Annotated in this window: 19 protein-coding genes; 8 read left to right on the top strand and 11 right to left on the bottom strand. The window is 71.3% G+C overall.

Annotation, left to right across the window (positions count from 1 at the left end; genetic code table 11):
- Positions 1–19 precede the first annotated feature (19 nt).
- The gene (locus tag ACTJK8_RS18860; protein WP_024829172.1) at positions 20–3,169 is read right to left on the bottom strand and encodes an efflux RND transporter permease subunit; all 3,150 of its coding nucleotides are present in this window, start codon (positions 3,167–3,169) and stop codon (positions 20–22) included.
- Positions 3,170–3,185: 16 nt separating this feature from the next.
- Positions 3,186–4,508 carry an efflux RND transporter periplasmic adaptor subunit gene (locus ACTJK8_RS18855; protein WP_012320621.1) on the bottom strand — a complete coding sequence of 441 codons (1,323 nt, stop codon included), beginning with the start codon at positions 4,506–4,508 and terminating at the stop codon, positions 3,186–3,188.
- 293 nt (positions 4,509–4,801) lie between these two features.
- Here ACTJK8_RS18855 and ACTJK8_RS18850 point away from each other — a divergent pair, with 293 nt between their 5' ends.
- From ACTJK8_RS18850 to ACTJK8_RS18840, 3 genes are all read left to right on the top strand, one after another.
- The gene (locus ACTJK8_RS18850) at positions 4,802–5,809 is read left to right on the top strand and encodes a CobW family GTP-binding protein (protein WP_012320620.1); all 1,008 of its coding nucleotides are present in this window, start codon (positions 4,802–4,804) and stop codon (positions 5,807–5,809) included.
- Positions 5,810–5,922: 113 nt separating this feature from the next.
- On the top strand, positions 5,923–7,197 hold the full coding sequence (locus tag ACTJK8_RS18845; protein ID WP_012320619.1) for an O-antigen ligase family protein: 1,275 nt from the start codon (positions 5,923–5,925) through the stop codon (positions 7,195–7,197).
- Positions 7,198–7,251: 54 nt separating this feature from the next.
- A complete protein-coding gene (locus ACTJK8_RS18840; RefSeq protein ID WP_440762348.1) occupies positions 7,252–10,587 on the top strand; it encodes an ATP-binding protein in 3,336 nt (1,111 codons plus the stop codon).
- 33 nt (positions 10,588–10,620) lie between these two features.
- Here the strand turns inward: ACTJK8_RS18840 and ACTJK8_RS18835 are convergent, their stop codons facing one another.
- From ACTJK8_RS18835 to maiA, 4 genes are all read right to left on the bottom strand, one after another.
- Positions 10,621–10,935, bottom strand: a complete 315-nt coding sequence (locus ACTJK8_RS18835; protein WP_012320617.1) for a hypothetical protein — start codon at positions 10,933–10,935, stop codon at positions 10,621–10,623.
- Positions 10,932–11,243, bottom strand: coding sequence for an EthD family reductase (locus ACTJK8_RS18830; RefSeq protein ID WP_012320616.1), 312 nt, complete (start codon positions 11,241–11,243; stop codon positions 10,932–10,934). The genes ACTJK8_RS18835 and ACTJK8_RS18830 overlap by 4 nt, the downstream gene beginning before the upstream one ends.
- 65 nt (positions 11,244–11,308) lie before the next feature.
- Positions 11,309–12,640 carry an NAD(P)/FAD-dependent oxidoreductase gene (locus ACTJK8_RS18825; RefSeq protein ID WP_012320615.1) on the bottom strand — a complete coding sequence of 444 codons (1,332 nt, stop codon included), beginning with the start codon at positions 12,638–12,640 and terminating at the stop codon, positions 11,309–11,311.
- A 140-nt stretch (positions 12,641–12,780) separates the two neighbouring features.
- Complete coding sequence (maiA, locus tag ACTJK8_RS18820) at positions 12,781–13,428, bottom strand: maleylacetoacetate isomerase (protein WP_116656052.1); 648 nt, start codon at positions 13,426–13,428, stop codon at positions 12,781–12,783.
- A 157-nt stretch (positions 13,429–13,585) separates the two neighbouring features.
- On the opposite strand from maiA, the gene moaB reads away from it, so the two are divergent.
- Positions 13,586–14,143 (top strand): molybdenum cofactor biosynthesis protein B, encoded by a 558-nt coding sequence (gene moaB, locus ACTJK8_RS18815; RefSeq protein ID WP_012320613.1) that lies wholly within the window; start codon positions 13,586–13,588, stop codon positions 14,141–14,143.
- 7 nt (positions 14,144–14,150) lie between these two features.
- Here moaB and ACTJK8_RS18810 read toward each other — a convergent pair whose 3' ends face one another.
- Positions 14,151–15,599 carry an amino acid permease gene (locus tag ACTJK8_RS18810; protein WP_012320612.1) on the bottom strand — a complete coding sequence of 483 codons (1,449 nt, stop codon included), beginning with the start codon at positions 15,597–15,599 and terminating at the stop codon, positions 14,151–14,153.
- Positions 15,600–15,748: 149 nt separating this feature from the next.
- Positions 15,749–16,279: a hypothetical protein gene (locus ACTJK8_RS18805; RefSeq protein ID WP_083461000.1), complete on the bottom strand. Its 531-nt coding sequence runs from the start codon at positions 16,277–16,279 to the stop codon at positions 15,749–15,751.
- A 157-nt stretch (positions 16,280–16,436) separates the two neighbouring features.
- Between ACTJK8_RS18805 and ACTJK8_RS18800 the strand changes: the two genes are divergently transcribed.
- Together ACTJK8_RS18800 and ACTJK8_RS18795 are read left to right on the top strand one after the other, a co-directional pair.
- Positions 16,437–17,552 (top strand): PA0069 family radical SAM protein, encoded by a 1,116-nt coding sequence (locus ACTJK8_RS18800; protein ID WP_440762347.1) that lies wholly within the window; start codon positions 16,437–16,439, stop codon positions 17,550–17,552.
- Between the two features lie 750 nt (positions 17,553–18,302).
- On the top strand, positions 18,303–20,405 hold the full coding sequence (locus ACTJK8_RS18795; RefSeq protein WP_012320609.1) for a methyl-accepting chemotaxis protein: 2,103 nt from the start codon (positions 18,303–18,305) through the stop codon (positions 20,403–20,405).
- A gap of 15 nt (positions 20,406–20,420) precedes the next feature.
- Here the strand turns inward: ACTJK8_RS18795 and ACTJK8_RS18790 are convergent, their stop codons facing one another.
- From ACTJK8_RS18790 to ACTJK8_RS18780, 3 genes are read right to left on the bottom strand one after another with little or no spacing between them, the layout of a single operon-like run.
- Positions 20,421–21,119, bottom strand: coding sequence for a ribonuclease HII (locus ACTJK8_RS18790; protein ID WP_234740701.1), 699 nt, complete (start codon positions 21,117–21,119; stop codon positions 20,421–20,423).
- A 38-nt stretch (positions 21,120–21,157) separates the two neighbouring features.
- Positions 21,158–22,204, bottom strand: coding sequence for a glycosyltransferase family 4 protein (locus tag ACTJK8_RS18785; RefSeq protein ID WP_012320607.1), 1,047 nt, complete (start codon positions 22,202–22,204; stop codon positions 21,158–21,160).
- Between the two features lie 10 nt (positions 22,205–22,214).
- A complete protein-coding gene (locus ACTJK8_RS18780; protein ID WP_024829183.1) occupies positions 22,215–23,030 on the bottom strand; it encodes a UDP-2,3-diacylglucosamine diphosphatase in 816 nt (271 codons plus the stop codon).
- Positions 23,031–23,549: 519 nt separating this feature from the next.
- On the opposite strand from ACTJK8_RS18780, the gene ACTJK8_RS18775 reads away from it, so the two are divergent.
- Positions 23,550–24,758, top strand: a complete 1,209-nt coding sequence (locus ACTJK8_RS18775) for an aminotransferase class V-fold PLP-dependent enzyme (RefSeq protein WP_012320605.1) — start codon at positions 23,550–23,552, stop codon at positions 24,756–24,758.
- Between the two features lie 103 nt (positions 24,759–24,861).
- Positions 24,862–25,806 carry a D-2-hydroxyacid dehydrogenase gene (locus ACTJK8_RS18770; protein ID WP_024829184.1) on the top strand — a complete coding sequence of 315 codons (945 nt, stop codon included), beginning with the start codon at positions 24,862–24,864 and terminating at the stop codon, positions 25,804–25,806.
- Positions 25,807–25,903: the final 97 nt, after the last annotated feature.

Genomic DNA, 25,903 nt, shown 5'->3' with positions numbered 1-25,903 from the left:
CGCGCGCTCCTGAGCAGGCTCACGCGGCGGCCCGGTGCGCGGGCCGCGCCTGGGCGTCCGGGTTCGGGCGACGCCGGGAGAACAGGGAGATCAGCACCGGGACGATCACGAGGATCAGGTTCGGCGCCAGGATGATGCCGCCCACCACCACGAGCGCCAGCGGCTTCTGCACCTGCGAGCCGATGCCGGTGGAGACCGCGGCCGGCAGCAGGCCGACGCAGGCCGCCACGCAGGTCATCATCACCGGGCGCATGCGCACCACGGCGGCGTGCCAGACCGCCTCCTGCCGCTTCCAGCCCTCGTCGAGCAGCTGGTTGTAGTAGGCGAGCAGGATCACGCCCTCCATGGTCGAGATCCCGAACAGCGCGATGAAGCCGATCGCCGCCGAGATCGAGAACGGCGTGCCGGTCAGCGCCAGGGCGAAGATGCCGCCGATCATCGCCATCGGGATGACCGACAGGGTCAGCAGCATGTCGGCCACCGACGAGAAGTTGATGTAGAGGAGCAGCGCGATCAGCAGCAGCGTGATCGGCACAACGAGGCTGAGGCGAGCGGCCGCCTCCTTCAGGTTGGTGAACTGCCCGACCCATTCCAGCCGGTAGCCCGGCGGCAGGTCGACCGCATCGGCGACCTTGCGCTGGGCCTCCAGCACGGCGCTGCCGAGGTCGCGGCCGCGCACCGAGAACTTCACCGGGATATAGCGCTGCTGGTCCTCGCGGTAGATGAACGAGGCGCCGGAGACGAGGTCGACGTCGGCGATCTCGGAGAGCGGCACCTGGATCACGCCGCCGTTGGGGTTCTGGGCGCCGACCGCGATGTTGCGGATGCCCGCGAGCGAGGAGCGGTACTCCTTGGCGAGCCGCACCCGCATCGGGAAGTGGCGGTCGGAGCCGTACTCGTAGAGGTCGCCCGCGGTCTGGCCGCCGATCGCCGCCTGGATCGTGGTGTTCACGTCGCCGATCGACAGGCCGTAGCGCGCGGCCTTGTGGCGGTCGACGTCGATCCGCACCGTCGGCTGGCCGAGGGATTCGAACACCGACAGGTCGGTGACGCCCGGGACGGTGGCGAGAGCGGCCTTGACGGCGTTGGCGGTCTTGGTCAGCTGGGCGAGGTCGTTGCCGTAGATCTTGACCGAGTTCTCGCCCTTCACGCCCGAGGCCGCTTCCTGGACGTTGTCCTCGATATACTGCGAGAAGTTGAACTCGATGCCGGGGAATTCCGCCTCCAGCTTCTTGCTGAGGTCCTGGATCAGCGTCTCCTTGTCGAGGCCCTTGCGCCACTGGTCGATCGGCTTGAGCGGCGCCAGGATCTCGACGTTGAAGAAGCCGGTGGCGTCGGTGCCGTCGTTCGGGCGGCCCTGGTGCGACAGGACGGTGGTGACCTCCGGAACCTCCTGGAAGATCTTGCGCATGCGCTGGACGTAGGCGTTGCCGGCCTCCAGCGAGATCGAGGACGGCATCGTCCCGCGCACGTAGAGGTTGCCCTCCTCGAGACGCGGCAGGAACTCGAGGCCGAGATTGCGGGCCGTGAGGCCCGAGACCAGGAGCACCGCCAGCATCACGGCGATCGCCAGGACGCGGTTGCGCAGGCCGAAGCGCAGAGCCGCCTCGTGGCCGACGCGCAGCACCCGCACGATCAGGGTGTCGCGCTCCTCGAGCTTCTTCGGCAGCATCAGGGCCGAGAGCGCGGGCGAGACCGTGAAGGTCGCGAGCAGGCCGCCCAGCAGCGCGTACGCGTAGGTCTTGGCCATCGGCCCGAAGATGTGGCCCTCGACGCCGGTCATCGTGAACAGCGGCAGGAAGCCGACGATGATGATGGTCGCCGAGAAGAAGATCGCCCGGTTCACCTCGCGGCCGGCGACCGCGATGGTGCCGAGCCGGCCCGTCAGGCCGCTGGGCGGGGCCTCGCCCTTCACGTGGTCGGGCTCGGCGATGTGGCGGAAGACGTTCTCCACCATGATCACGGTCGCGTCGACGATCAGGCCGAAATCGATCGCGCCGAGCGACAGGAGGTTGGCCGAGTCGCCGCGCACAACCAGGATCAGGATCGCGAAGCCGAGCGCGAACGGAATCGTGGCCGCCACGATGATCGCGCTGGTGAGCGAGCCGAGGAACAGCCACTGCACCACGAAGACCAGCACCACGCCGAAGACGAGGTTGTGCATCACCGTGTGGGTGGTGGTGTGGATCAGGCCCGAGCGGTCGTAGATCCGCTCGATCTTCACGTCGGGCGGCAGGATCGTGGAGCTGTTGATCTTGTCGATCTCGGCCTCGACCCGCTCCAGCGTCGGCAGGCTCTTGCCGCCGCGGGTCATGAGCACGATGCCCTCGACGATGTCGGGCTGGTTGTCGTGGCCGACGATGCCGAGGCGCGGGGCGTTCGACACGCGCACCTCCGCCACGTCCCGCACCAGCACCGGGGTGCCGTTGACGAGACTGATCATCGTGTCCCGGATGTCGTCCATGTCGCGGATCAGGCCGATGCCGCGCACCACCGCCGATTGCTGCCCGACGTTCAGCGTCTGGCCGCCGACGTTGATCGAGGCGTTGTTCAGCGCGTTGGTCAGCTGCACCAGGGTCAGGCCCTGGGCCTGGAGGCGGTTCAGGTCGACCGCGACCTCGTACTCCTTGGCCTTGCCGCCGAAGGCCGTGACGTCGACGACGCCGGGGATCGCCTTGAACCGGCGCTGCAGCACCCAGTCCTGCAGGGTCTTCATGTCCATGGGCGAGTAGCCGGCCGGGCCGACGAGCTTGTAGCGCATGATCTCGCCCACCGGGCTCGTCGGCGAGATCTGCGGCGTGGCGCCGTTGGGCAGCGTCGGGGCCTGCGACAGGCGGTTGAGGACCCGCTGCAGCGCCTGCTCGTACGTGTACTCGTAGTTGAACTGGACCTTCACGTCCGAGAGGCCGAACAGCGAGATCGTCCGGACCACCTGGGCGTTCGGGATGCCGGCGAGCGCCACCTCCAGGGGAATGGTGATGTAGCGCTCGATCTCGTCGGCCGACTGGCCCGGGTTCTGGGTGATCACGTCGACGAGCGGCGGGACCGGATCCGGGTAGGCCTCGATGTTGAGCTGCGTGTAGGCGCCGTAGCCGACGCCGAGCATCACGACGAACAGCAGCACCACCAGCACGCGCTGGCGCAGCGAGAAGGCGATCAGGGCGTTCATCGGACCGGATCCCCGCTCAGGACGCCTTGTCGCCGGTGGCCGCCCGGTCGATGAACAGGGCCCCCCGGGTGACGACCTGCTCGCCCGCGCGCAGGCCCTGCACGACCTGGGCGTTGTCGCCGTTGATCAGGCCGAGCTTGATGTCGCGCGCCTCCACGGCGCCGTCCGGCCGGGCCACCCAGACGTGGGTGCGGTCGCCCTCGTACACGATGGCGGCCACCGGCACGCTCGGGCTCGGCTCGCCCTTGCCGGTGATGATCGTGTAGGTGGCGAACATCTCCGGCCGCAGCACCCGGTCCGGGTTGTCGACCTCGCTGCGCACGGCGAGCCGCCGCGTCGCCGGGTCGAGGCTGGAGGCCATGTAGTTCACCCGGGCCTTGAACACCCGCGCGCCGAAGCCCGCCACCTTCGCCTCGACCTCCTGGCCGATGCGGATCTTCGGGATCTCGCTCTCGCGGACGTTGGCCACGAGCCAGACCGTCGACAGGTCGCCGATCACGAAGACCGGGTCGCTGGAGGCGGAGAGGTACTGTCCGATGCCGACCTTGCGCTGGACGATCGTGCCGGCGATCGGCGCCCGGATCTGCGTCTCGGCGCTCATCGTGCCCTTCTTCTCGAAGGCGGCGATCTCGGCGTCGGTCTTGCCCAACAGGCGCAGGCGGCTCTTCACCGCGTCGAGGGCGCCCTCGGCGGTCTTCAGGTCGCTCTGGGCGGCGATGACGTCGTTCTGCGCCGACTGGTAGTCCTTCAGCGCCGTCGCGTGGGCCTGGAACAGCTCCTGCTGGCGCTGCGCGATGGTCTGGTCGAGCTTCAGGAGCGCCTGCTGCTTCTGGAGGTTGTTCACGGCCGCCTGATAGTCGTTCTGCGCCTGGACCATGTCGGTGGCCTCGAGCGTCAGCAGCACGTCGCCGGCCTTCACGTCGTCGCCGGCGCGGACCAGGACCTTCGTCACCCGGCCGGCATAGGGCGAGACCACCGGGACGTTGTCGTCCTCGTTGAGGGCGATGCGTCCTTCGGCCGTGCCCTCGGGCCGGAACACGAGGTTGGCGACCGGCAGGATCTCAAAGGCGGCGCGCTGCTCCTTGGACGGCCGGAACACCCGCTCCACCGGACCGGCCTTCTCGACGTCGATGCCCGGGTCGGGGTTGCCCGGGGCGAACAGCCCGGTCACCGCCGCGACGAGGTGCGCGACGGTCTCGCGGGTCCGGTCGGGAAACGCGAAGGCGGCGCCGAGGGCGAGCGCGAGCAGCACGACGGCGACCAGCAGGCCGGGCCACCGGCGCCCGCGCGCGGGCACGGTGACGGCCTCGTCCTGGTCCAGCGGATTTCGGGCGTCCATGCGGATGATCTTCTAGGTCCGGGCCGAGAGTCCGGGCTGCGTGACGAGAGTACGATTCGTGACCGGGCGACGCCTACATCAATGCGGTCGCTGGTGCTTTTCTATGGCGCGCCGCGGGAAGATTCCGGCGGTCCCGCGTGCCTAGAGCAAAGCTTGTCAGACAGGCAATCGATCCGGCGCCCCGGTCGCGAAACCGTGTGGCCCCGTCTTCCTTTGACGGGATTTGTTACAATATGACAACGCTCGCGGGTCCAGGCCCGCGCGATCCCGCACCTGCCACCGAAGAACCCGTCATGTCCGATACGAGCAACGCTTCCGTCCCGGCCGCTCCCGGTTCAGCCGCCGGCAAGATCCCGGTCACCGTGCTCACCGGCTATCTCGGCGCGGGCAAGACCACGCTCCTCAACCGGATCCTCACCGAGAACCACGGCAAGCGCTACGCCGTGATCGTCAACGAGTTCGGCGAGATCGGCATCGACAACGACCTCGTCGTCGGCGCGGACGAGGAGGTGTTCGAGATGAACAACGGCTGCGTCTGCTGCACGGTGCGCGGCGACCTGATCCGGATCATGGACGGGCTGGTCAAGCGCCGGGGCAAGTTCGACGCGATCATCGTCGAGACCACCGGGCTCGCCGACCCGGCCCCCGTGGCGCAGACCTTCTTCGTCGACCAGGATGTCGGCGAGGCCGCCCGCCTCGACGCCGTGGTGACGGTGGCCGACGCCAAGTGGCTGTCCGACCGCCTGAAGGACGCGCCCGAGGCGAAGAACCAGATCGCCTTCGCGGACGTGATCCTGCTCAACAAGAGCGACCTCGTCTCCCCGGCCGACCTCGACCGCGTCGAGGCCGAGATCCGCACGATCAACCCGCTTGCCAAGCTCCACCGGACGCAGAACTGCGCGGTGCCCCTCGACGCCGTGCTCGAGCGCAACGCCTTCGACCTCGACCGCATCCTCGACGTCGAGCCCGACTTCCTGGAGGCGGGTCACCACCACCACCACGATTCCGACATCCGCTCGGTCTCGGCGAAGATCGAGGGCGCGGTCGACCCGGACAAGTTCATGCCGTGGATCTCGAACCTGACCCAGTCGCAGGGGCCGGACATCCTGCGGTGCAAGGGGATCGTGGCCTTCCCGGACGAGCCGAAGCGCTTCGTCTTCCAGGGCGTGCACATGATCCTCGACGGCGACGTGCAGGGCGACTGGGGCAAGGACGAGGAGCGGGTCTCGCGGGTGGTGTTCATCGGCCGCAACCTCGATCCGGCGGCGATCAAGGAGGGCTTCGAGGCCTGCCGCGCCTGAACCGGCGGTGCGCCGCCGAGGGGCGCGGCGCGCCGGGAAGGCGATTCTCAACGTTTGGATGGCATCACCGACGGCGCGGGCCAGCGTAACCGGCCCGCGGAGCCCGCGTATCCATGGCCCACACCGCAGCGCCCGCAGGCCCGGTCCCGTCCGGGTCGGTGGGCGGAGTCCCGCTCATCGCGGCCGTCGAGGGGCTGGCCAAGGCGCTGTTCGCGGCGTTCATCTTCTTCGCCTGCTTCGCCTTCTCGGAAACCTCCCCCTACGACGCGGTCGCGATCCCCACGATCCTGCTCTGGCTCTGCCTCGGCGTGCGGCTGCACCGCGGGGCGGTGCCCCTGGTGGCGCTCCTCCTGCTCTACCTCGCGGCCATCGTCACCGCGCTGCTGCCGTACCTGAACGAGGACTTCCCGGTCACCTGGACCGTGCAGCTGATCTACCTCTCGATCACCTGCATCTTCTTCGCCATGTTCTTCGCGGACGACACGCACGCCCGGATGGAGCTGGCGCTCAAGGCCTACACGGCGAGCTGCGTGTTCTCGGCGGCGCTGGGCATCGTCGGCTACCTGCAATGGCTCGGGATCGAGGACCTGTTCTACAAGTACGACCGGGCCTCGGGCACCTTCCAGGACCCGAACGTCTTCGGCTCGTTCCTGACGCTGGGCGCCCTCTACCTGATGCACGGCCTGCTCACCGGCTCCACCCGCCGGCCGCTCGTGTCCCTCGCCGGCCTGCTGGTCATCGTGGCCGGCATCTTCCTGTCGTTCTCGCGCGGGTCCTGGGGCGGGAGCGTCGTCGCGGTGCTCCTGATGGTGGGATCGGTCTATGCCGGCAGCGCCTCCCCGCGCCTGCGCCGCCGCATCGTGCTCCTGACCCTCGCGACGCTCGTCCTCGGCACCGCCGCGGTGATCGGGCTGCTCTCGGTCGACCACGTCCACAAGATGTTCGAGACCCGGGCGGCGCTGACCCAGGACTACGACCAGGGCGAGACCGGGCGCTTCGGCAACCAGATCCGCGGCTTCGCCATGCTGCTGGAGCGGCCGTTCGGGATGGGGCCGATGCACTGGCGGCTGACCTTCGGGCTCGAACCGCACAACTCCTACATCGGCTCCTTCGCCAACGGCGGCTGGCTCGGGGGCGCGGTGTTCATCGGCCTCGTGGCGGCGACCGGCCTCGTCGGGTTCCGGCTCCTGGCCCGGCCGTCGCCGGTCCGGGCGCACGCCCAGATCGTCTGGCCGGCGCTGCTGATGTTCTTCCTGCAGGCGGTCCAGATCGACATCGAGAAGTGGCGCCACGTCTACATGATGCTGGGCATGGTCTGGGCGCTGGAGGCCGCGCGGTTGCGCGCGGGCACGCCGCCGCAGGCGGGCGCGCTTGAAACGCGGCGCTAGGCGCGGCATCGCTCGGTGGCGGCCGAGCTGCCGATCGGCACCCGGAGACGGTACGTGAACACACAGCCGGACAGCGAGCGCGACCGGCTCGCGGCCCTCGAGGCCCTCGCGATCCTCGGGACCCCGTCCGAGCCGCATTTCGAGGCCGTCTGCCGGACGGCCCGCCGCCTGTTCGGCGTGCGCACCGCGTTCGTGGCCTTCCTCGACGACACGCATCAGTGGCTCAAGACCCCCTGCGCGGAGCTGCCGACCACGCTGCGGCGGGCGGAGACCTTCTGCCAGCACACGATCCGCAGCGACGCCCTCGTGGTGGTCCCCGATGCCCGGCTCGACGCGCGCTTCCGCGACCTGACCATCGCCGCCGAACCGGGCGGGATCCGGTTCTACGCGGGCATCGCGCTGAGTCTCCAGCCGGGCCTCCGGATCGGGACCCTCTGCCTCGCCGATCCCCGGCCCCGCTCCGATTTCTCCCCCGAGGACGCGGCTGCCCTCCGCGACCTCGCCGAGGTCGTCGTGGCGCATCTGCGCCTCACGGAGGCCAATGTCCGGCGCGACCGGGAGATCGCGCAGGCGGCGATCCGCGAGGCGGTCATCCGGGAGCAGCACCGGGAGATCAACGCGCGGGCCCGCGCCCAGGAGGCGGCGAACCACCAGCTCACCATGGCCGAGCAGCTCGCCGGCGTCGGGAACTGGCGCATCGAGCTCGGGGACGGGCAGCCGGTCTGGTCGGCCAGCCTCTACGCCATCGCGGGCCGCGACCCCGCGACCCCGCCGCCGCACCTCGACGTCTTCTCGGAGATCTACCATCCCGACGACCGTGCCCGGCTGGAGGCGATCGTCGCCGACGCGGTCGCCCGTCGGACCCGGTTCGATTTCGAGGCCCGGCTGCTGCGGCCGGACGGCGAACTCCGCGACGTCGTCGTGCGCGGCATGGCCCGGGGGGAGGGGGCGAGCGCCGGCCTCTTCGGCGTGCTGATCGACGTGACCGAGCGCCGGCGCGCCGAGGACGAGGTGCGCCGCAGCGAGCTGCGCTACCGGGGCCTCGCCGAGGCTCTGCCGCTCCTCGTCTGGACCATGCGGGTCGGGGACGGCCGGGCGACCTACGTGAACGCGCAGTTCCAGGCCTATTACGGGCCGATCGGGCCCGAGCGCGCGGAGCGCCTCGTCCGGAATCACCCGGAGGATGCCGCCGCCATGGAAGCGGCCTGGATCCGGGCCGTCGAGACCGGCACGGGATACAGCGGCCAGTGGCGGATCCGCCGTCACGACGGCGTCTACCGGTGGCACAAGCTCTCGCTGATCCCGATCCGCCTCGATCCGGCGGACGGCGCGGTGGCGGAGTGGCTCGGGACCGCGCTCGACGTCGACGACATCGTCACGGCGCGGCTCGCCGTCGAGGAGGCCCGCGGCCTGCTGGACATCGCCCTCGACGCCGCTGAGGCCGGCACCTGGGACTGGGACATGCGCACGGGGCTCGCCGTCCTCAGCCCGGAAAGCGCGCGGATGCACGGTCTGCCGGATACCGGCGGTGCCCACACGATCTCGGCGTCCGCGTGGACGGCGCTGATCGATCCCGACGACGTGGCCGATGTCTGGACCGAGATCCGGCGGGCGGTCGAGTCCGGCACCCCCTACGCGGCCGAGTTCCGGGTCGGCGCGCGCTGGCTCTACGCGCGGGGCCGGACGCTCTCCGGAGCCGACGGCCAGCCGCAGCGCATGGTCGGCCTCCATCTCGACATCACCGAGCGCAAGGCGGTCGAGGCGGCCCTGCGCACCGCCACGCGGGACGCCGAGGCGGCCCGCACCGAGGCGGAGCGGGCGAGCGCGGCCAAGAGCGAGTTCCTCGCCGCCATGAGCCACGAGATCCGCACCCCGCTGAACGGCATCCTGGGCTACGCCGATCTGCTCCTCGACGGCGACGCGATCCAGAACGAGGACCGGCGCCGCCTGGAGCTGATCCAGAGCTCCGGCGCGGCCCTGCTGACGGTCGTCAACGACATCCTCGACTTCTCGAAGATCGAGGCGGGCGAGCTGACCCTGGATCCGGTCACCTTCCCGCTGGTCTCGATCGTCGACGGCACGGTCTCGATCGTGCGGGGCAGCGCGCTCCGCAGCGGCCTCGCCATCGAGGCCCGGATCGACCCGGCCCTGCCGACCTTCGTGGTCGGCGATGCCGGGCGCCTGCGTCAGGTGCTGCTCAACCTGCTGAACAACGCCGTGAAGTTCACGCCCGAGGGCTCGGTCACGGTGATCGTGGAGCGGGAGGACGACGGCGGCGCGCCCGGCGGGCGGCCCGGCGACACGGTCCGGTTCTCGGTGGTCGATACCGGCATCGGCATCGCGCCGGCGCAGCAGGACCGGCTGTTCAAGCGGTTCAGCCAGGTCGACGGCTCGATCAGCCGGCGCTTCGGCGGCACCGGCCTCGGCCTCGCGATCTCCCGGCACCTCGTGACGCTCATGGGCGGCGAGATCGGGGTCGAGAGCCGCGAGGGGGCGGGCTCGACCTTCTGGTTCCGGCTGGTGCTGCCCCGCGCCGAGCAGGGCGCCGCGGCCTCGGGCGCCGCGGCCGACGCGGGTGCGCCGCCGCGGCCGCCGCCGGCCGCGGCTCCGGCGGCCGGGGATGCCCGGGGGGCGCCGCTGCGGCTGCTGCTCGTCGAGGACGTGCCGCTCAACCAGGAGCTCGCCTGCGCGGTGCTCGAATCCCAGGGCTACGCGGTGGACGTGGCCGGAGACGGCGCCGAGGCGATCACGGCCGTCGGGTCGTCCGTCGCGGCCGGCCGGGCCTACGATCTCGTGCTGATGGACGTCCAGATGCCCCGCGTCGACGGGCTCACGGCCACGCGCCGCATCCGCGCCCTGGCGCCGCCCGCCTGCGACATCCCGATCGTCGCCATGACCGCCAACGTCCTGCCGTCGCAGATCGAGGAGCTGCGCGAGGCCGGGATGGACGATTACGTCGGCAAGCCGTTCCGGCGGGCCGACCTCTTCGCCACGATCAGCCGCTGGACGGCGCCGGGCGCGCGGCGGCCGGCGCGGGCCGAGGAGCCGCGCCGCCTGCCGCAGGTGGATTCGGCGGTGCTCGACGCGGCTGTGCTGACCGAGATGGAGGCGAGCTTCGGGGCCGACCGCGTCGGGGCGCTGCTCGATCTCCTGGCCAACGAGCTGTCCGAACGGTTCCGGCCGAGCGAGACCGACCGCCTGCAGATCGCCCACGACGCGCACGCCCTGGTGGCGGCGGCCGGGCTCCTGGGCTTCGTCGGGCTGTCGAGCCTGTGCCGCGAGGTCGAGGCCGCCGCCCACGCCGGCGCCGACCTGATGCCGCTGATCCGGCGCCTGGAGATCCAGCGAGCGACCGCGCTCCGCGCCATCCGGCAGCTGCGCGCGGCCTGACCCGGTGCGGCGCCCGCCGGCGCCGCACCGCTCTCAGGGGCCTTCCGCCGCGTCGGCCTCGGGCAGCGGGTCGCCGGTCCAGGTCGTCGCGAAGGCGGCGAGCTCCCGCGCGTCGGCGAAAGCCGCCACGGTGACCTCGCGCGCGGCCGGCTCCGCGCCCGGATAGGGCGCCAGCAGGACGCGCACCCGGGCGAGCCGGCCGCCGGGTGCCTTCTCGGCGATCCAGGCCTGCGCCTCCGGCGTGAAGCGCTCCGGGCCGTCGAGGGCCCGGGCGTCGGTGCGCAGCACGACCACGTAGGTGCCGAGGCTCGGATCGGCCTCCTGCACCGCCTTGACGATGTCGATCACGGGTTCTCCGCGAAGTCGTTGAGCTGGACCTGGGCCTGCGCCGAGGTGAAGTTCGGGATGTCGGCGAAGATCTCCTCGCCGTGGGCGGCCACGGCCTTCTTGAAGGCGTCGACCGATTCGAAGGTGAGCAGGGCCATCACCTGGAACGGGGCGGCGCCGCCGTCCGGCGTGCCGGCGCCCTTGACGACCTTCGCGTCGTGGAGGCCGAGGGACGACCAGCGCTCGCGCACCAGCGGCATGTGGTGGCCGAGATAGTAGCCCATGTCGAAGCTCGGGCCGGCCGGGTACATCACGCTTACCAGGATCATGGTGTTTCCTTCCTGTGGCGCGCCCGGTCGATCCGGGCGCCCGTCCTCGGTTCGTACGGCGACGGTCAGTGCAGCTTCACCCGCGGCTCGGTGCGCCGGGTGAGCGCGCGGGCCAGGGTGTCGAGGGCAGTCTTGGCCGTGCCGTGCAGCGCCCGCTCGTGCATCTTGTAGAGCGAGCGGTACATCATCCGGGCGAACAGACCGGCGATGAGCATGTTCTTGCCGCGGACGAAGCCCATCAGGCTGCCCACGGTCGAGTACTCGCCGAGGGAGACCAGCGAGCCGAAATCCTTGTACCGGAACGGCTTCAGCGGCTTGCCGTCGATCTTCGCCTGGATCTGGCCGATCAGGTGGCTCGCCTGCTGGTGGGCCGCCTGCGCGCGCGGCGGCACCGGCGTGTCGGATCCGGCCTCCACCAGGTAGGCGCAGTCGCCGATGGCGAAGATGTCGGGATCGCGGGTCGTCTGCAGCGTCGGCGTCACCACCAGCTGGTTGGTCCGCGTCGTCTCCAGGCCGCCGATGCCCTGCAGGAAGGGCGGCGCCTTCACGCCCGCCGCCCAGACGACCAGCTCGGACGGGATGAAGGTGCCGTCGGCGAGCTGCACGCCGTCAGCGCGCACCTCGGTGACCCGCGCCTTCACGCGCACGTCGACGCCGATCTTGTTGAGGAGCTGCATCACCTCGGCCGAGAGGCGCTGCGGCACCGCCGGCAGGATCCGGTCGGCGGCCTCGACCAGGGTGATGCGGATGTCCTTGCCCGGGTCGATCTTGTCGAGCCCGGTGGAGACGACGTGGCGCAGGGTCCGGTGCAGCTCGGCGGCGAGCTCCGTCCCGGTCGCGCCCGCGCCGATCACCGTGACGTGGAGCTGGCCGGGCCGGACCGGGCCGGCCTGCGTGTGCGCCCGCAGAGAGGCGTTCACCAGACGCTGGTGGAAGCGCACCGCCTGGTCCTGGGTGTCGAGGGCGATGGCGTGCTCGGCGACGCCCGGCGTGCCGAAATCGTTGGTGGTGGAGCCCACCGCCATCACCAGCGTGTCGTAGGGGACGGCGCGCTCGGGCGTGACCTCGCGCCCTTCCGCGTCGTAGCTCGCGGCGAGCTGGATCGTGCGCGCCTCCCGGTCGAGCCCGGTCATCCGCCCGATCCGGTAGCGGAAGCCGTGCGTGTGGGCGTGGTGCAGGTAATCCACCGCGTGGTGGCCGACGTCGAGGCTGCCGGCCGCCACCTCGTGGAGCAGCGGCTTCCAGATATGCGTCCGGGCGCGGTCCACGAGGGTGACGTGCGCGCGCTTGCCGCGCCCGAGCTTGTCGCCGAGCTTCGTGACCAGCTGCAGTCCGGCGGCGCCGCCGCCGACTACCACGACGCGATGAAGGCCCGACTCGTTCTCGACGGATGCCATCGACACTCTTTCTCCCCCCGGACCGGGATCAGTCGCCGGCCTCCTTACACGGCCTGGGTTGCCGAATACCACATCGCCGGCCGCGACCCCCGGTCACGAGTGCGACGTCGCGCACCGGGCGGGCGGCGCGCGGAGCCCGGTCACCCCTGCGGGGCGCCCGGCTGGCGCAGCGGGTGTGCCTCCGCGACCGCCGGCAGGGCGAGGCAGGCCTCGGCGATTCGCGCGACCGTCGGGTAGGCCGCCGTGTCGATGCCGAAGATGCCCGTCCCGACCCAGAGGCTGACTAGGCAGAGGTCGGCGTGACTCACCGAATCGCCCTGGCAGAACCGGCCCGTTCCCGGCTCGGTGGCGAGGCGCGTCTCCAGGGTCCGGAGGCCGGTCTCGAAGGCGTTGCGCAGGAAATCCAGCATGCGCTCCCGTGGCAGGCCGTAATGCTCCATCAGGAAGGTGCGCACCCGGGGCACGTAGAGCGGGTGGGTGTCGCACGCGACCACCTGCGCCAGCGAGCGGGCCCGGGCCCGCGCCCGGGGCTCCTCGGGCAGCAGGCGGACGCCGCTGCGCGTCTCCTCCAGGTAGTCGAGGATCGCCAGCGACTGGGTGAGCGGCGGGCCGTCGCCGTCGAACAGCGCCGGCACCGCGCCCTGCGGGTTGATCCTGCGGAACTCCGGCTTGTGCTGGTCGCCCGCGTCGAGGTCGATGAAGGTCTCCTCGTACGCGATGCCCTTCAGCTTCAGGGCGATCCGCACCCGGAAAGCCGCGGCCGAGCGCCAGTTGCCGTACATGTGCATGGGTGAGCGATCTCCGCCGGGGCCGGAGGAGCACAGCCGAGTTTGCGGCGGGCCGCAAGGGGGGCGCGGGGGGGGGGGCGCGGGCGCGGCGGCCCCCGGGGGCGACAAGCGGTCCCGCCGGGCCCATATCGGTCTCCCCCACCGGAGAGCCCGCACGATGGCCGATCAGACCGACGCCCGCCGCTTCATTCCCCTGAACATCGCGGTCCTGACCGTCTCCGACACGCGCCGTCCGGAGGACGACCGCTCGGGCGACACCCTGACCCAGCGCCTCACCGAGGCGGGGCACAGTCTGGCGGCCCGGTCCATCGTTCCGGACGAGATCCCGGCGATCCGCGAGCGGGTGGAGGCGTGGCTGCGCGATCCCGGCGTCGACGTGGTGATCACCACCGGCGGGACCGGCTTCACCGGCCGCGACGTCACCCCCGAGGCGCTGGAGCCGCTGTTCGAGAAGCGCATGGACGGCTTCTCGGCCGTGTTCCACCGGATCTCGTACGACAAGATCGGCACCTCGACCCTGCAATCCCGCGCCACCGCGGGGGTCGCGCGGGCGACCTACGTGTTCGTGCTGCCGGGCTCGCCCGGCGCCTGCCGCGACGCCTGGGACGGGATCCTGGCCCAGCAGCTCGACTACCGGCACCGGCCCTGCAACTTTGTCGAGATCATGCCGCGCCTCGACGAGCACCTGCGGCGCGGCGCGAGCCTCACCGTGTGAGGCGGCGCTAGGCCAGATTCCCCTCCTTGCGGCGCAGGACAGAGTGCTTGCGGCCGTAGAAGAAGTACACGACGAGGCCGATCGCCATCCAGATCACCAGCCGCAGCCACGTGTCGAGGGGCAGGCCGATCATCAGGAGCAGGCAGGACAGGATGCCCAGGATCGGCACGACCGGCACGGCGGGCGCCCGGAACGGCCGCTTCATGTGGCGCTCGGCGCGCCGCAGGTAGAGCACCGAGCCGCAGACGAGGATGAAGGCGGCGAGCGTGCCGATGCTGACCATCTCGCCGAGGATGTGGATCGGCACCAGGGCCGCCACCACAGCGACCGCGGCCCCGATGAGCGCCTGGCTGCGATACGGCGTCTGGTAGGTCGGGTGGACGTGGGAGAACATCTTCGGCAGCAGGCCGTCCTGGGCCATGGTGAAGAAGATCCGGCTCTGGCCGTAGAGCAGGACGAGGATCACCGTGGTCAGCCCGGTCAGCGCCCCGAGCTTGATCAGGAGGGCGAACCAGCCGATGCCGATCACGTCGACGCCCTTGGCGATCGGGTCCGGGACGTTCAGCTCCTTGTAGGGCACGAGCCCGGTGAGCACGGCGGCGACGAGCACGTACAGGATCGTGCAGACCGCCAGCGAGCCCAGGATGCCGATCGGCATGTCCTTCTGGGGTCTGCGCGCCTCCTGGGCGGCGGTCGAGACCGCGTCGAAGCCGATGAACGCGAAGAACACCACGCCCGCGCCGCGCAGGACGCCGCTGGTGCCGAAATGTCCGAAGGTCCCGTCGTTCTCGGGGATCAGCGGGCTCCAGTTCGCGGCGTTCACATGGCTCCAGCCGAGAACGATGAAGGCGATCACGACGGTGAGTTTCACCGCGACCATGACGTTGTTGAAGCGCGCCGATTCCTTCGTGCCCCGCATCAGCAGGATCGTGATCAGCGCCACGATCAGCACGGCCGGCAGGTTGAACAGGGCGGTCCCGCCGCCCTCGATCGGCGTGCCCGGCGCGTTGGCGAACTGCGCGGGGATCACGATGCCGACACTCTTGAGGATGCTGGTCATGTAGCCCGACCAGCCGACCGCCACGGTGGCGGCGCCCATGGCGTATTCGAGGATCAGGTCCCAGCCGATCAGCCACGCGAAGAACTCGCCGAGCGTCGCGTAGGTGTAGGTGTAGCTCGAGCCGGCGACCGGGATCAGCGCGGCCATCTCGGAGTAGCAGAGGCCGACGAAGGCGCAGGCGATGCCGCCGAGCACGAAGGACAGCATGATCCCCGGCCCGGCATACTGGGCCGCGGCGGTGCCGGTGAGGACGAAGATGCCGGCGCCGATGATCGCCCCGATACCCATCGCGGTGATCGAGAGGGCGCCGAGCGACTTCGAGAGCTGCTGCTCGCCCTCGCCGCTCTCGACGATGTCGTCGACCGACTTCCGCCCCATCAGGCCCGACGAATCCATGGCACCATCCTTCCAAGTCGGGGAGATTCAGCGCGCGTCGACACGGCCGGAGGCGGCGCCGTTTCTGCCGCGCTTCCAGAGTTGTAGCGGCGAATCGACCGACAACAACGTGAGCCGGCGCAAGATTCGCACGGTCGCGATTCTTCCGGTCAGGCGCGCTCGATCCGGGCGATCAGCGGCCTGACCTTGAGGCGGCCCGCGAACGCGCCCTCGGCCCGCAGGGCCTCGCGCCGGACGACGTCGCCGGCCCGGGCCTGCCGGGCGCCGGCGACGGTCTCCGCGCGCCTGACGAGGCGGCCGAGCCAGCCCCCGGCCGGGCGGTGCAGGCGGCCGAGCGCCGTCTCCGGCCGCGCCGTCCCGACGAAGCGGTCGAGGGTGCGGATCCAGCCCTCGGCCGGGACGTCGCCCGCCTCCAGGCACAGGATCCAGTCCCGCCGGGCCGCGACGGCGCCCGCCGCGTAGGGATTGCCGCCCCGGTGCAGCACGAGGGTCGCACCCGTGGCCTCCGCGACGGCCGCCACGGCCTCGCTCTCGCGGCCCGCGACGATCACCGCGTCGCCGACGAGGCCGCCGGCCACACCGGAGACGAGCACGCTGAGCGTGTCGGCCAGGCGATCGATCGCGTCCGGCTCGGCCGGGTCGGCCAGATAGGTCACGGCGGAGAGCATGAGCGCGCGCATAGACGATTCTGCGGCGCCGTAAACTGCCCTGCCGTCTCCGCGCGGACGCGCCGCTGCCCGGACGGGCCGCGGAGCCGGATTTGCCTGAAAAAGAGGCGATCGCCGGCGGTTTGTTCGTTGTATGTTCCGATCGGTTTCCGGAGTGGGGCGAGTCGGGATGGTGGACACGCGCGACGGAACCGCGTCCGGGACCGTGACGCGACTCGGCTCGAGCGCCGCGGATCCGGCCGCCCGGCGCGGGCGCGGCGCGACGGCCAACCCGACCGGCCGGTACGAATCCGCCCGGCGCGAGGCGTTCCACGACGGGACCTGGACGGCGGACCCTCCGGCGCCCCTGCGCACGCAGGTCACGCCGGAGCGGTCCGCCCGGATCATCGCGCGCAACGGCTCGCCCGACATCCCGTTCGATCGGTCGATCAACCCGTACCGGGGCTGCGAGCACGGCTGCATCTACTGCTACGCGCGCCCCACCCATGCCTGGCTCGGCCTTTCGCCGGGGCTCGATTTCGAGTCGCGGATCTTCACCAAGCCGGACGCCGCCCGGCTCCTCGCCCGCGAGATCGCCGCGCCGGGCTACCGGCCAGAGACGATCGCCCTCGGCACCGCCACGGATCCCTATCAGCCGGTCGAGCGGGAGCACCGGCTCACCCGCGGGGTGCTGGAGGTGCTGCGAGAGGCCCGCCATCCCGTCAGCATCACCACCAAGTCGGACCTCGTGCTGCGCGACCTCGACCTTCTGGCCGAGATGGCGGCGGACGACCTCGTGCTGGCGGCGATCTCGCTGCCGACGCTGGATCCGGACCTCGCCCGCCGCCTCGACCCGCGGGCGCCGCGGCCGGACAAGCGGCTCGCGGCGATGCGGGCGCTGAGCGCGGCGGGAGTGCCCGTCATGGTCAACGTCTCGCCGATCATCCCCGGCCTGACCGATCACGAGATCGAGTCGATCCTGGCCGAGGCGCGCGCGCACGGGGCGAGCCGCATCGGCCACGCGCTGCTGCGCCTCCCCGGCGAAGTCGCCGACCTCGTGGCCGACTGGTTCGCCGAGCACTATCCGGAGCGCCGGGCGCGGGCCTTCGCACTCCTGCGGGACGCCCGGGGCGGGCGCGAGAACGACCCGCGCTTCGGCCACCGCTTCCGCGGGGAGGGGGCCTACGCGGCGATGATCGGCCAGCGGGTCCGACTCGCCGGCACCCGTCTCGGCTTCGCCTTCGGACGGATGGATCTGAACCGCGACGCGTTCCGCAAGCCCGGCTCGCAGCTTGTGCTGCTCTGAAACGCGACCGACGCGGTGTCGCCCGCGCGCGAGGCGGCGGATCTGTCCGATCACCATATCTCCTCGATAAATTCAATAATTGTTCCATAATCGTCGTCTATGTATCGAATGTTAGTTGAATTGTTTTTTTTAATTGTGAATGTTTTTTATTTATATCGCGATATTCTATGACGCTCAACCTAGGAACGTAAGGTTGACATCTGTTGTTTTGTGAGTCAAATGCCGGGAACGATGAGCTTTCGTGGTGACTAATGAGTCCGAAGCGATTAATATACTGTATTAATGCAAGATATTGAGGTCGATGCTGTGCGTAGAAAAGGGATTGTGTTCGGCGTTTGTGTCCTCCGATCGCACCTCTGTACCGCGCGCGCGGTGATCCGGTCGCGGGCGAGCCGCGCTCCGCGGCCCTGCCCGATGCGGCCGGTCGCGGCTGCCGGCCTCCCTTGAGGCGGTGGAGTCTCGGGACGCCGACCTCGATGCCGACCGGGCGCGCTTCCTGTCCGATGACCGGACCGGGATCGCCGGCGAGCCCGCGACCTCGCCGCGCCCTCCGGGCGAACCGGGCCGGCGCCGCGTCGGGGTGCCCCTGGGGGTCCGGCCGTCCCCGGATCGCGCGGTCACGGCCCCCGGGGGCCGTCGTGTCGCTCAGCCTTTCCGGCGACCGAGGCCGACCGGCCGCCCTGCTCGAACCGGGCAGCCCGGCGGCGGGCCGCACGTCTCGACGCACTGCGAAGAGAGAACTCGACCCTCATGCTGCGTCTTCCGCGTCCTTCGATCGGCACGATCCTGTGCGCGATCCTGTTCTCACTCAGCGCCATGCTGCTGGCCGCGGGCGCCCGGACGGCACACGATGCCCGCGCGCAGGAGCGGGAGAGCCGCCGCGTGGTCGCGCTCACGGAAGGCAGCCGGATCCTCCTCGAGGTCCTGCTCGCCGTGCGCCTCGAGCGGGCACGGACTCTGCAGGCGCTGATCGCCGCGGGCAGGATCCCGCCCGCCGACGCGGCCCTGATCGCCCGACAGCGCGCGACCCGGACCGAACGGCTGGAGGCTCTCCTGATCCTAGTGCGCGCGATCGACACCGCCGCGGTGGCGAAGACGGTCGATCCGCTCCGACGCGCGCACGAGGCCGTCACCGGCCTGTCCGCGCGGATCGACGCGGCCCTCTCGGTCCCGATCGCGGAGCGCGCCGCCGCGACCGCGGAGGTCGCCGCGACCGCTTTCCGGGATCTGCTCGACGCGCTCTCGGCGACCAGCGGGGCCGTCGACGTCACGATCCCGCGCCGCGACGCGGCGCTGGCCCGCGCCCTGGACATCAAGCGTGCCGCCTGGATCACGCGGGTCGCGATCGGCGGCAACGTGGCGCGGGCCGAGACGGCCGTGACGCGGGGGACGGGCTGGTCCGAGGAGGAGCGCCTCGCCGAGGCCGAGGAGCGCGGCCGCGTCGCGGCGAGCTGGGCGAACCTCGTCGAACACATGGACGACACGCTGCCGCGGGAGGTCCAAGACGCCTTCGTGAGGGCGGGCGCCAGCAACTTCGAGGGCGAGGTCGCGGCGCGGCGGCAGGCCCTGCGGGCGGCCCTGAGCCGGGGCCAGTCGCCGGGCGTCGCGATCCAGGACCTGCGTGACCGCAACACGCGGGAGGTCAACACCATCGCCGACCTCGCCCAGGCGGCGCTGAACGCGATGGTCGCCCGCGCGCAGGCGCTCGCCGCGGAGGCGGAGGCGACGCTGCTCCACACCAGCCTGTTCCTGGCCGCCTCGGTGGTGCTCGCCGGTGTCGGCGCCGTCACGGTCTTCCGCCGCGTGCTCGGACCGCTGCAGGCCATGATCCGGGCGATGCGGGCGCTCGCCTCCGGGAACGTCGCCGTGGAGATCCCGGCCCGCGGACGGCGGGACGAGATCGGCGCGATGGCGGCGGCCGTGCAGGTCTTCCGCGACAACCTCGTCCGCACCCGCGCCCTGGAGGCGGACGCGGCCGAAGCGGCGCGCGCCGCGGAGGCGCAGCGCCGGACGATGACGCACACGCTGGCGCAGACCTTCGAGGCGGCGGTGGCCGGCATCGTCGGGCAGGTCTCCGCAGCCGCGACCGAGCTGCAGACCACGGCCTGGCAGATGACCACGACCGCCCAGGAGACCGCCAGCCAGTCCGATACCGTGGCCGCCGCCGCCGAGGAGGCCTCTGCCGGCGTCAGGACCGCCGCCGCCGCGGTGGAGGAGCTCGGCACCTCCGTCCAGGAGATCGGCCGGCAGGTCCAGGGCTCGTCCGAACTGGCCCGGATCGCGGTCGGCGAGGCCGACCAGACGGCCGCCCTGGTGGCGGCGCTCAACGCGTCCGTCGCCCGGGTCGACGCCGTCGTCGAACTGATCGCCGGCATCGCCGCTCAGACGAACCTGCTCGCGCTCAACGCCACGATCGAGGCGGCGCGGGCCGGTCAGGCCGGGCGCGGCTTCGCGGTGGTCGCCACCGAGGTCAAGGAACTGGCCGCTCAGACCGGCCGCGCCACCGACGAGATCGGCCGGCAGATCGGCGAGATCCGGACCGTGACCGGTCAGGCGGTGCGGGCGATCGGCACGATCACCGGCCGGATCGGCGAGATCGACACCGTGGCCGCCGCCATCGCGGCCGCGGTGGAGCAGCAGGGGGCGGCCACGCGGGAGATCGTCCGCAACGTCGCCCAGGCCAGTGTTGGCACGCAGGAGGTGACCGGCAACATCGCCGGGGTGGCGCAGGCGGCCGACCAGACCGGGCGCGCGGCCGACCACGTGCTCACGGCCGCCACCGCGCTCACGCGTCAGTCGGAGGAACTCGCCGCGGAGGTCCACCGCTTCCTGGCGGGCGTCCGGGCCGCGTGACCCGTCTTGCCCGGCTCAATCGAACCCGCGGGTGAAGCTGAGCCGGTGATGCGCGCTGCGCCCGAGCTGCGTCAGGCCGGCGCGGTGGACGGCCGTCCCGTAGCCGACGTTCCGCTCCCAGCCGTAGCCGGGATGCCGCCGGGCGAGGCGCCGCATCAGCTGGTCCCGGAGCACCTTGGCGACGATCGAGGCGGCGGCGATCTGCGGCACGAGGTGGTCGCCGCCGATCACGGCGCGGCCGGGCAGGCCCGGCAGGGCGTCGCGCCCGTCGACCAGCACGGGCGCGGCGAGGCCGAGCCGCGCCACCGCCCGCGCCATGGCGTCGAGGGTCGCGCCGCGGATGTTGATCCGGTCGATCAGGGCGCGCGATCCCGCCGCCACCGCGACCCGCGCGTGGGCGCGGATCAGGGGCGCCAGCCGCTCCCGCACCGGCTCGGGAACGCGCTTGCTGTCGTCGAGGGCCGCGAGCAGGTCGGGCGGGATCGCCGTCGGATCGAACCAGACCGCGGCCACCACCACCGGTCCGCAGAGCGCGCCGCGCCCGACCTCGTCGCAGCCGATCGCCGCCGGATACGCGGCGGCCCGGGCGGGATCGAACGGGCCAGCGCCCGGGGCCCGGGTCCTGACGGACGCGCGCGTTCCGGCGGGCGTTCCGGCGGTCGATCCAGTGGGCGGTCCGGCGTGCGGCTTGGCGGACGATTTGGCGGACGGCATCGCGCCGTCCTGCCATCCCGCGCGGGCGCCGTCACGCGTCAGGCGGCGTCCCGGGTGCTCCGGGCACCGCCATGCGCCTCGACGATGTTGCCGAAGAACTGCCGGGCGCTCACGTCCCAGCCGCAGCGCAGCGCCTCGGCCCGGCACTCGGCGCGCGACAGGCGCAAAGCCGCCAGCGCGGCGACCCGCAGATCCGGGTCGAGCACCCCGACCCGGGTGCCGCCGACGACGTCGTTGGGGCCCGGCACCGGGAAGGCCGCCACCGGGAGGCCGCTGGCCAGCGCCTCCAGGAGCACGATGCCGAACGTGTCGGTGAGGCTCGGGAAGACGAAGACGTCGCAGGCCGCGTAGACGGCCGAGAGGTCCGCGCCGGTGCGGGTGCCGAGGAAGCGGGCCTCCGGCGCGAGCGCCTGCAGCCGCGCGCGGTCCGGCCCGTCGCCGACCACCACTTTCGTGCCGGGCAGATCGAGGCTCAGGAAGGCCGCGACGTTCTTCTCCACCGCCAGCCGCCCGACGTAGAGGAACAGCGGCCCCGGCAGGCCGGCGAGTTCCGCCGGCGCGGGCGTCCCGGGCTCGGCCGGCCGGAACCGCTCCGTGTCCACGCCCCGAGTCCAGCGCATCAGGCGGCCGAAGCCCCGCGCCGCGAGCTCGCCCTGGAGCGAGGCGGTGCTGACCATCGTCCCCCGGGCGGCGCCGTGGAACCGGCGCAGATACGCGTAGGACCACGCCTCCGGCACCGGGGCGCGGGCGGCGAGGTATTCCGGGAAGCGCGTGTGGTAGCTCGTCGTGAAGGGCAGGCCGTGCGCGAGGCAGTGCCGGCGCGCCGCGAGGCCCACCGGCCCCTCCGTGGCGATGTGCACGTGGCTCGGCCGCTCGGCCCGCCAGCGCGCCGCCACCCGCTCGCGCCCGGCATAGGCGAGGCGGATCTCGGGGTAGCCCGGCAGCGGCAGCGAGCGGAAATCCGCCACCGACAGCAGGGCCGTGGCGAAGCCGTGCTCCGGCGCGCGGCGGACCATCTGCTCGAGGGAGCGCACGACGCCGTTCACCTGGGGGTGCCACGCGTCGCTGGCGATCAGGAGCTTCACGGCGGCGCCCTCACGCCACCGCGCGCCGGCCCGGCAGGGTCTGCGGCACGATCTCGGCCGCCCGCGCCCGCAGGAGGCTCGGGTAGTGCAGCACCTCGATGCGGCCGTCGTAGTGCTCCACGAGCCCCGTGCAGGATTCCACCCAGTCGCCGGTGTTGAGGTAGCGCAGGTCGCCGATCGGCCGGTCGGCCGCGTGGTGGATGTGGCCGCAGATCACCCCGTCGGCGCCCTGGCGGCGCGCCTCCTCGGCCAGGATCGTCTCGAAGCGGCCGATGAAGCTCACGGCGTTCTTGACGCGCAGCTTCGCCCAGGCGGAGAGCGACCAGTAGGACAGGCCGAGACGCCGCCGCACCTTGTTGATCAGCGTGTTGAGCGAGAGCGCCAGCGTGTAGGCGCCGTCGCCCAGATGGGCGAGCCACGGCGAGTGGCGCACGACCATGTCGAACTGGTCGCCGTGGATGACGAGGTAGCGCTTGCCGTCGGCCGCCTCGTGGATCGCGGTCTCGGCCAGCTCGATGCCGCCGAAGCTCGTGCCCACGTAGTCGCGCAGGAACTCGTCGTGGTTGCCCGGCAGGTAGACGATCCGCGCGCCCTTGCGGACCTTGCGCAGGAGCTTCTGCACGACGTCGTTGTGCTCCTGCGGCCAGTACCAGCCCGAGCGCAGCTGCCAGCCGTCCACGATGTCGCCGACGAGGTAGATCGTGTCGGCGTCGTAGTCCTTCAGGAACGACAGCAGCAGGCCGGCCTGGCAGCCGCGCGTGCCGAGATGCAGGTCGGACAGGAACAGCGTCCGCACGCGGACCGGCATCTCCTCAACCTCGGCCACGGCACCCTCTCCCGGCGGCTTTACGGTGCCGGGATCCAGAGCGCGATCCGATCTCAGTTTGATGACGCGGGTTCGGACGGGGCGGAAAGACTTCGGTGTGCGGTGCCGCGAAGCCTCTCAACCGGAGCTCGACTTCGTTGCGTCGCACAAAAAATTTTTTTGGCAAGTTCCGGAAGTTTTTCCGGTTTTCCTTTCGAGCTTCACCGCCTCATAATACCAAGAACCGGCCGCTCGGCACGAGCACGGCCGGACCTTGACAGGAAGGCGGCGAGGACGGCCCTGGAGCCGTTGGACGGGACGGCAATTCGGAGGCGACCGGCGCGCGGGGGCGCGCCGCGACGCGAGCGGCGTGAGGCCGCCTGCCGCTCCGCGGAGACCCCCCGATCACGGCAGAGGATGGCGTTCGAGGGGGTGCGGCGCGAGCCGCTTTCGACGGCGCCGGACCGACTCCCTGAGGACGCTTGGACAACCCGGCGCGGGTTCACGCCCGCGCGCAATGGACTTTTCGGAGGAAACATCATGGCCGCAACCCGGCGCCCCGGTCGCAACCACCTCTTCATCCCGGGCCCCACCAACATCCCGGAGCGCGTCCTGCGCGCCATGCACGTGCCGTCCGAGGATCACCGGTCGCCGAGCTTCCCCGAGCTGGTGAAGCCGCTGCTGCAGGACTCCAAGATGGTGTTCGGTTCGACCAACGGGACGGTCATCCTGTTCCCGTCCTCGGGCACCGGCATCTGGGAATCGGCCCTGTCCAACACCCTCTGCCGCGGCGACAAGGTGCTCACCGCCCGCTACGGCCAGTTCAGCCACCTCTGGGTCGACATGGCCCAGCGCCTCGGCCTCGACGTGATCGTCCAGGAGGAGGAGTGGGGCGCGGGCGCCGACCCGCAGAAGATCGAGGAGGCGCTGCGCGCCGACAAGGACCACGCCATCAAGGCCGTGATGGTCGTCCACAACGAGACCGCCACGGGCGTCACCAGCGATATCGGCGCGGTGCGCAAGGCGATCGACGCCGCCGGCCACCCGGCGCTGCTGTTCGTGGACGGCATCTCGTCGATCGGCTCGCTGCCGTTCAAGATGGACGAGTGGGGCGTCGACTGCGCCATCGCGGGCTCGCAGAAGGGCTTCATGCTCCCGGCCGGCCTCGGCCTGATCTGCATCAGCCCGAAGGCGCTCAAGATCGCCGAGGGCGGCACCGGCCGCAACGACCGGCTCGGCCACGCCTACTTCGCCTGGAAGGACCAGCTGGCCGCCAACGCCACCGGCTACTTCCCCTACACCCCCGTCCTGCCGCTGCTCTACGGCCTGCGCGAGGCGCTGGCGATCGTGAAGGAGGAGGGGCTGGAGAACGTCTACCACCGCCATCACGTGCTCGCCGAGGCGACCCGTCAGGCCGTGGCGGCCTGGGGCCTCAAGCCCTGCGCCAAGGAGCCCAAGTGGAACTCCGACACGGTCACGGCGATCGTGGTGCCGGAAGGTGCCGACGCCGCCAAGGTGATCACCCACGCCTACGAGCGCTACAACCTGTCGCTCGGTGCCGGCCTGTCGAAAGTCGCCGGCAAGGTGTTCCGCATCGGCCACCTCGGCGACCTGAACGAGCTGTCGCTGCTGGGCGCCATCGCGGGCGCCGAGATGGCCATGCTCGATTGCGGCATCAAGGTCACGCCGGGCTCGGGCGTCGCCGCCGCCTCCAGCTACCTGCGCGAGAATCCGCTGCATAAGGCGTGAACTGCGCACGCGATCGGGGCGGGACCGGGTTGCCGGGCCCGCCCCGACGCGCAAGTAAGAACAAGACTATCGAGGAAACCGCCCGTCGTTCGAGAGGGGTCCTATGACCAAGAAGATCGTGTTCCTGGATCGTGAGTCCCTCGATGCCAGGGTCCGACCGTTCAACTTCCCCCACGAATACGTCGAGCACGAGTCGACCTGGACGCCGGAAGAGATCGTCTCGCGGCTCCAGGGGGCGGAGATCGCGCTGATCAACAAGGTCCCGATGCGGGCCGAGACGCTGAAGCAGCTCCCCGACCTGAAGCTGATCGCGGTCGCCGCCACCGGCACCGACGTGGTCGACAAGGCCCAGGCCAAGGCCCAGGGGGTCACGGTCGTCAACATCCGCAACTACGCGTTCAACACCGTGCCGGAGCACGTGGTCGGGCTGATGTTCGCCCTGCGGCGGGCGATCGTGCCCTACGCCAACTCGGTGCGGCGCGGCGACTGGGCGAAGTCCAAGCAGTTCTGCTACTTCGATTACCCGATCTACGACATCGCCGGCTCGACCCTCGGCATCGTCGGCTACGGGGCGCTGGGCAAGTCGATCGCCAAGCGCGCCGAGGCGCTCGGCATGAAGGTCATCGCCTACGACGTGTTCCCGCAGGACGGGCTCGTGGATTTCGAGACGATCCTCACCCAGTCCGACGTGATCACGCTGCACGTGCCGCTGACCCCGGACACCAAGGGGATGATCGGCGCCGCCGAGCTCAAGAAGATGAAGAAGAGCGCCATCCTCATCAACACGGCCCGGGGCGGGCTGGTGGACGAGGCGGCCCTGCTCGAAGCGCTCAAGGACGGCACCATCGCGGGCGCCGGCTTCGACGTGGTGGCGCAGGAGCCGCCCAAGGACGGCAACATCCTGTGCGAGGCCGACCTGCCGAACCTGATCGTCACGCCGCACGTCGCCTGGGCGAGCAAGGAGGCGATGCAGATCCTGGCCGACCAGCTCGTCGACAACGTCGAGGCGTTCGTGGCGGGCAAGCCGCAGAACGTGGTCGAGAGCTGAGGGCGGCGCGCAGCGCGCCATCATTCCGGGGCGCCGCGGGCGGGCTCGGAACCCAGTGTCGCCGACGGTGTCGGCAGAGAACCACCTGAGCGTCTCG

The organism is Methylobacterium sp. 22177 (genome assembly GCF_052045615.1).
In the GTDB taxonomy this organism is placed as follows: Bacteria; Pseudomonadota; Alphaproteobacteria; order Rhizobiales; family Beijerinckiaceae; genus Methylobacterium; species Methylobacterium radiotolerans.
This window is presented reverse-complemented; position numbering and strand designations above follow the sequence as displayed.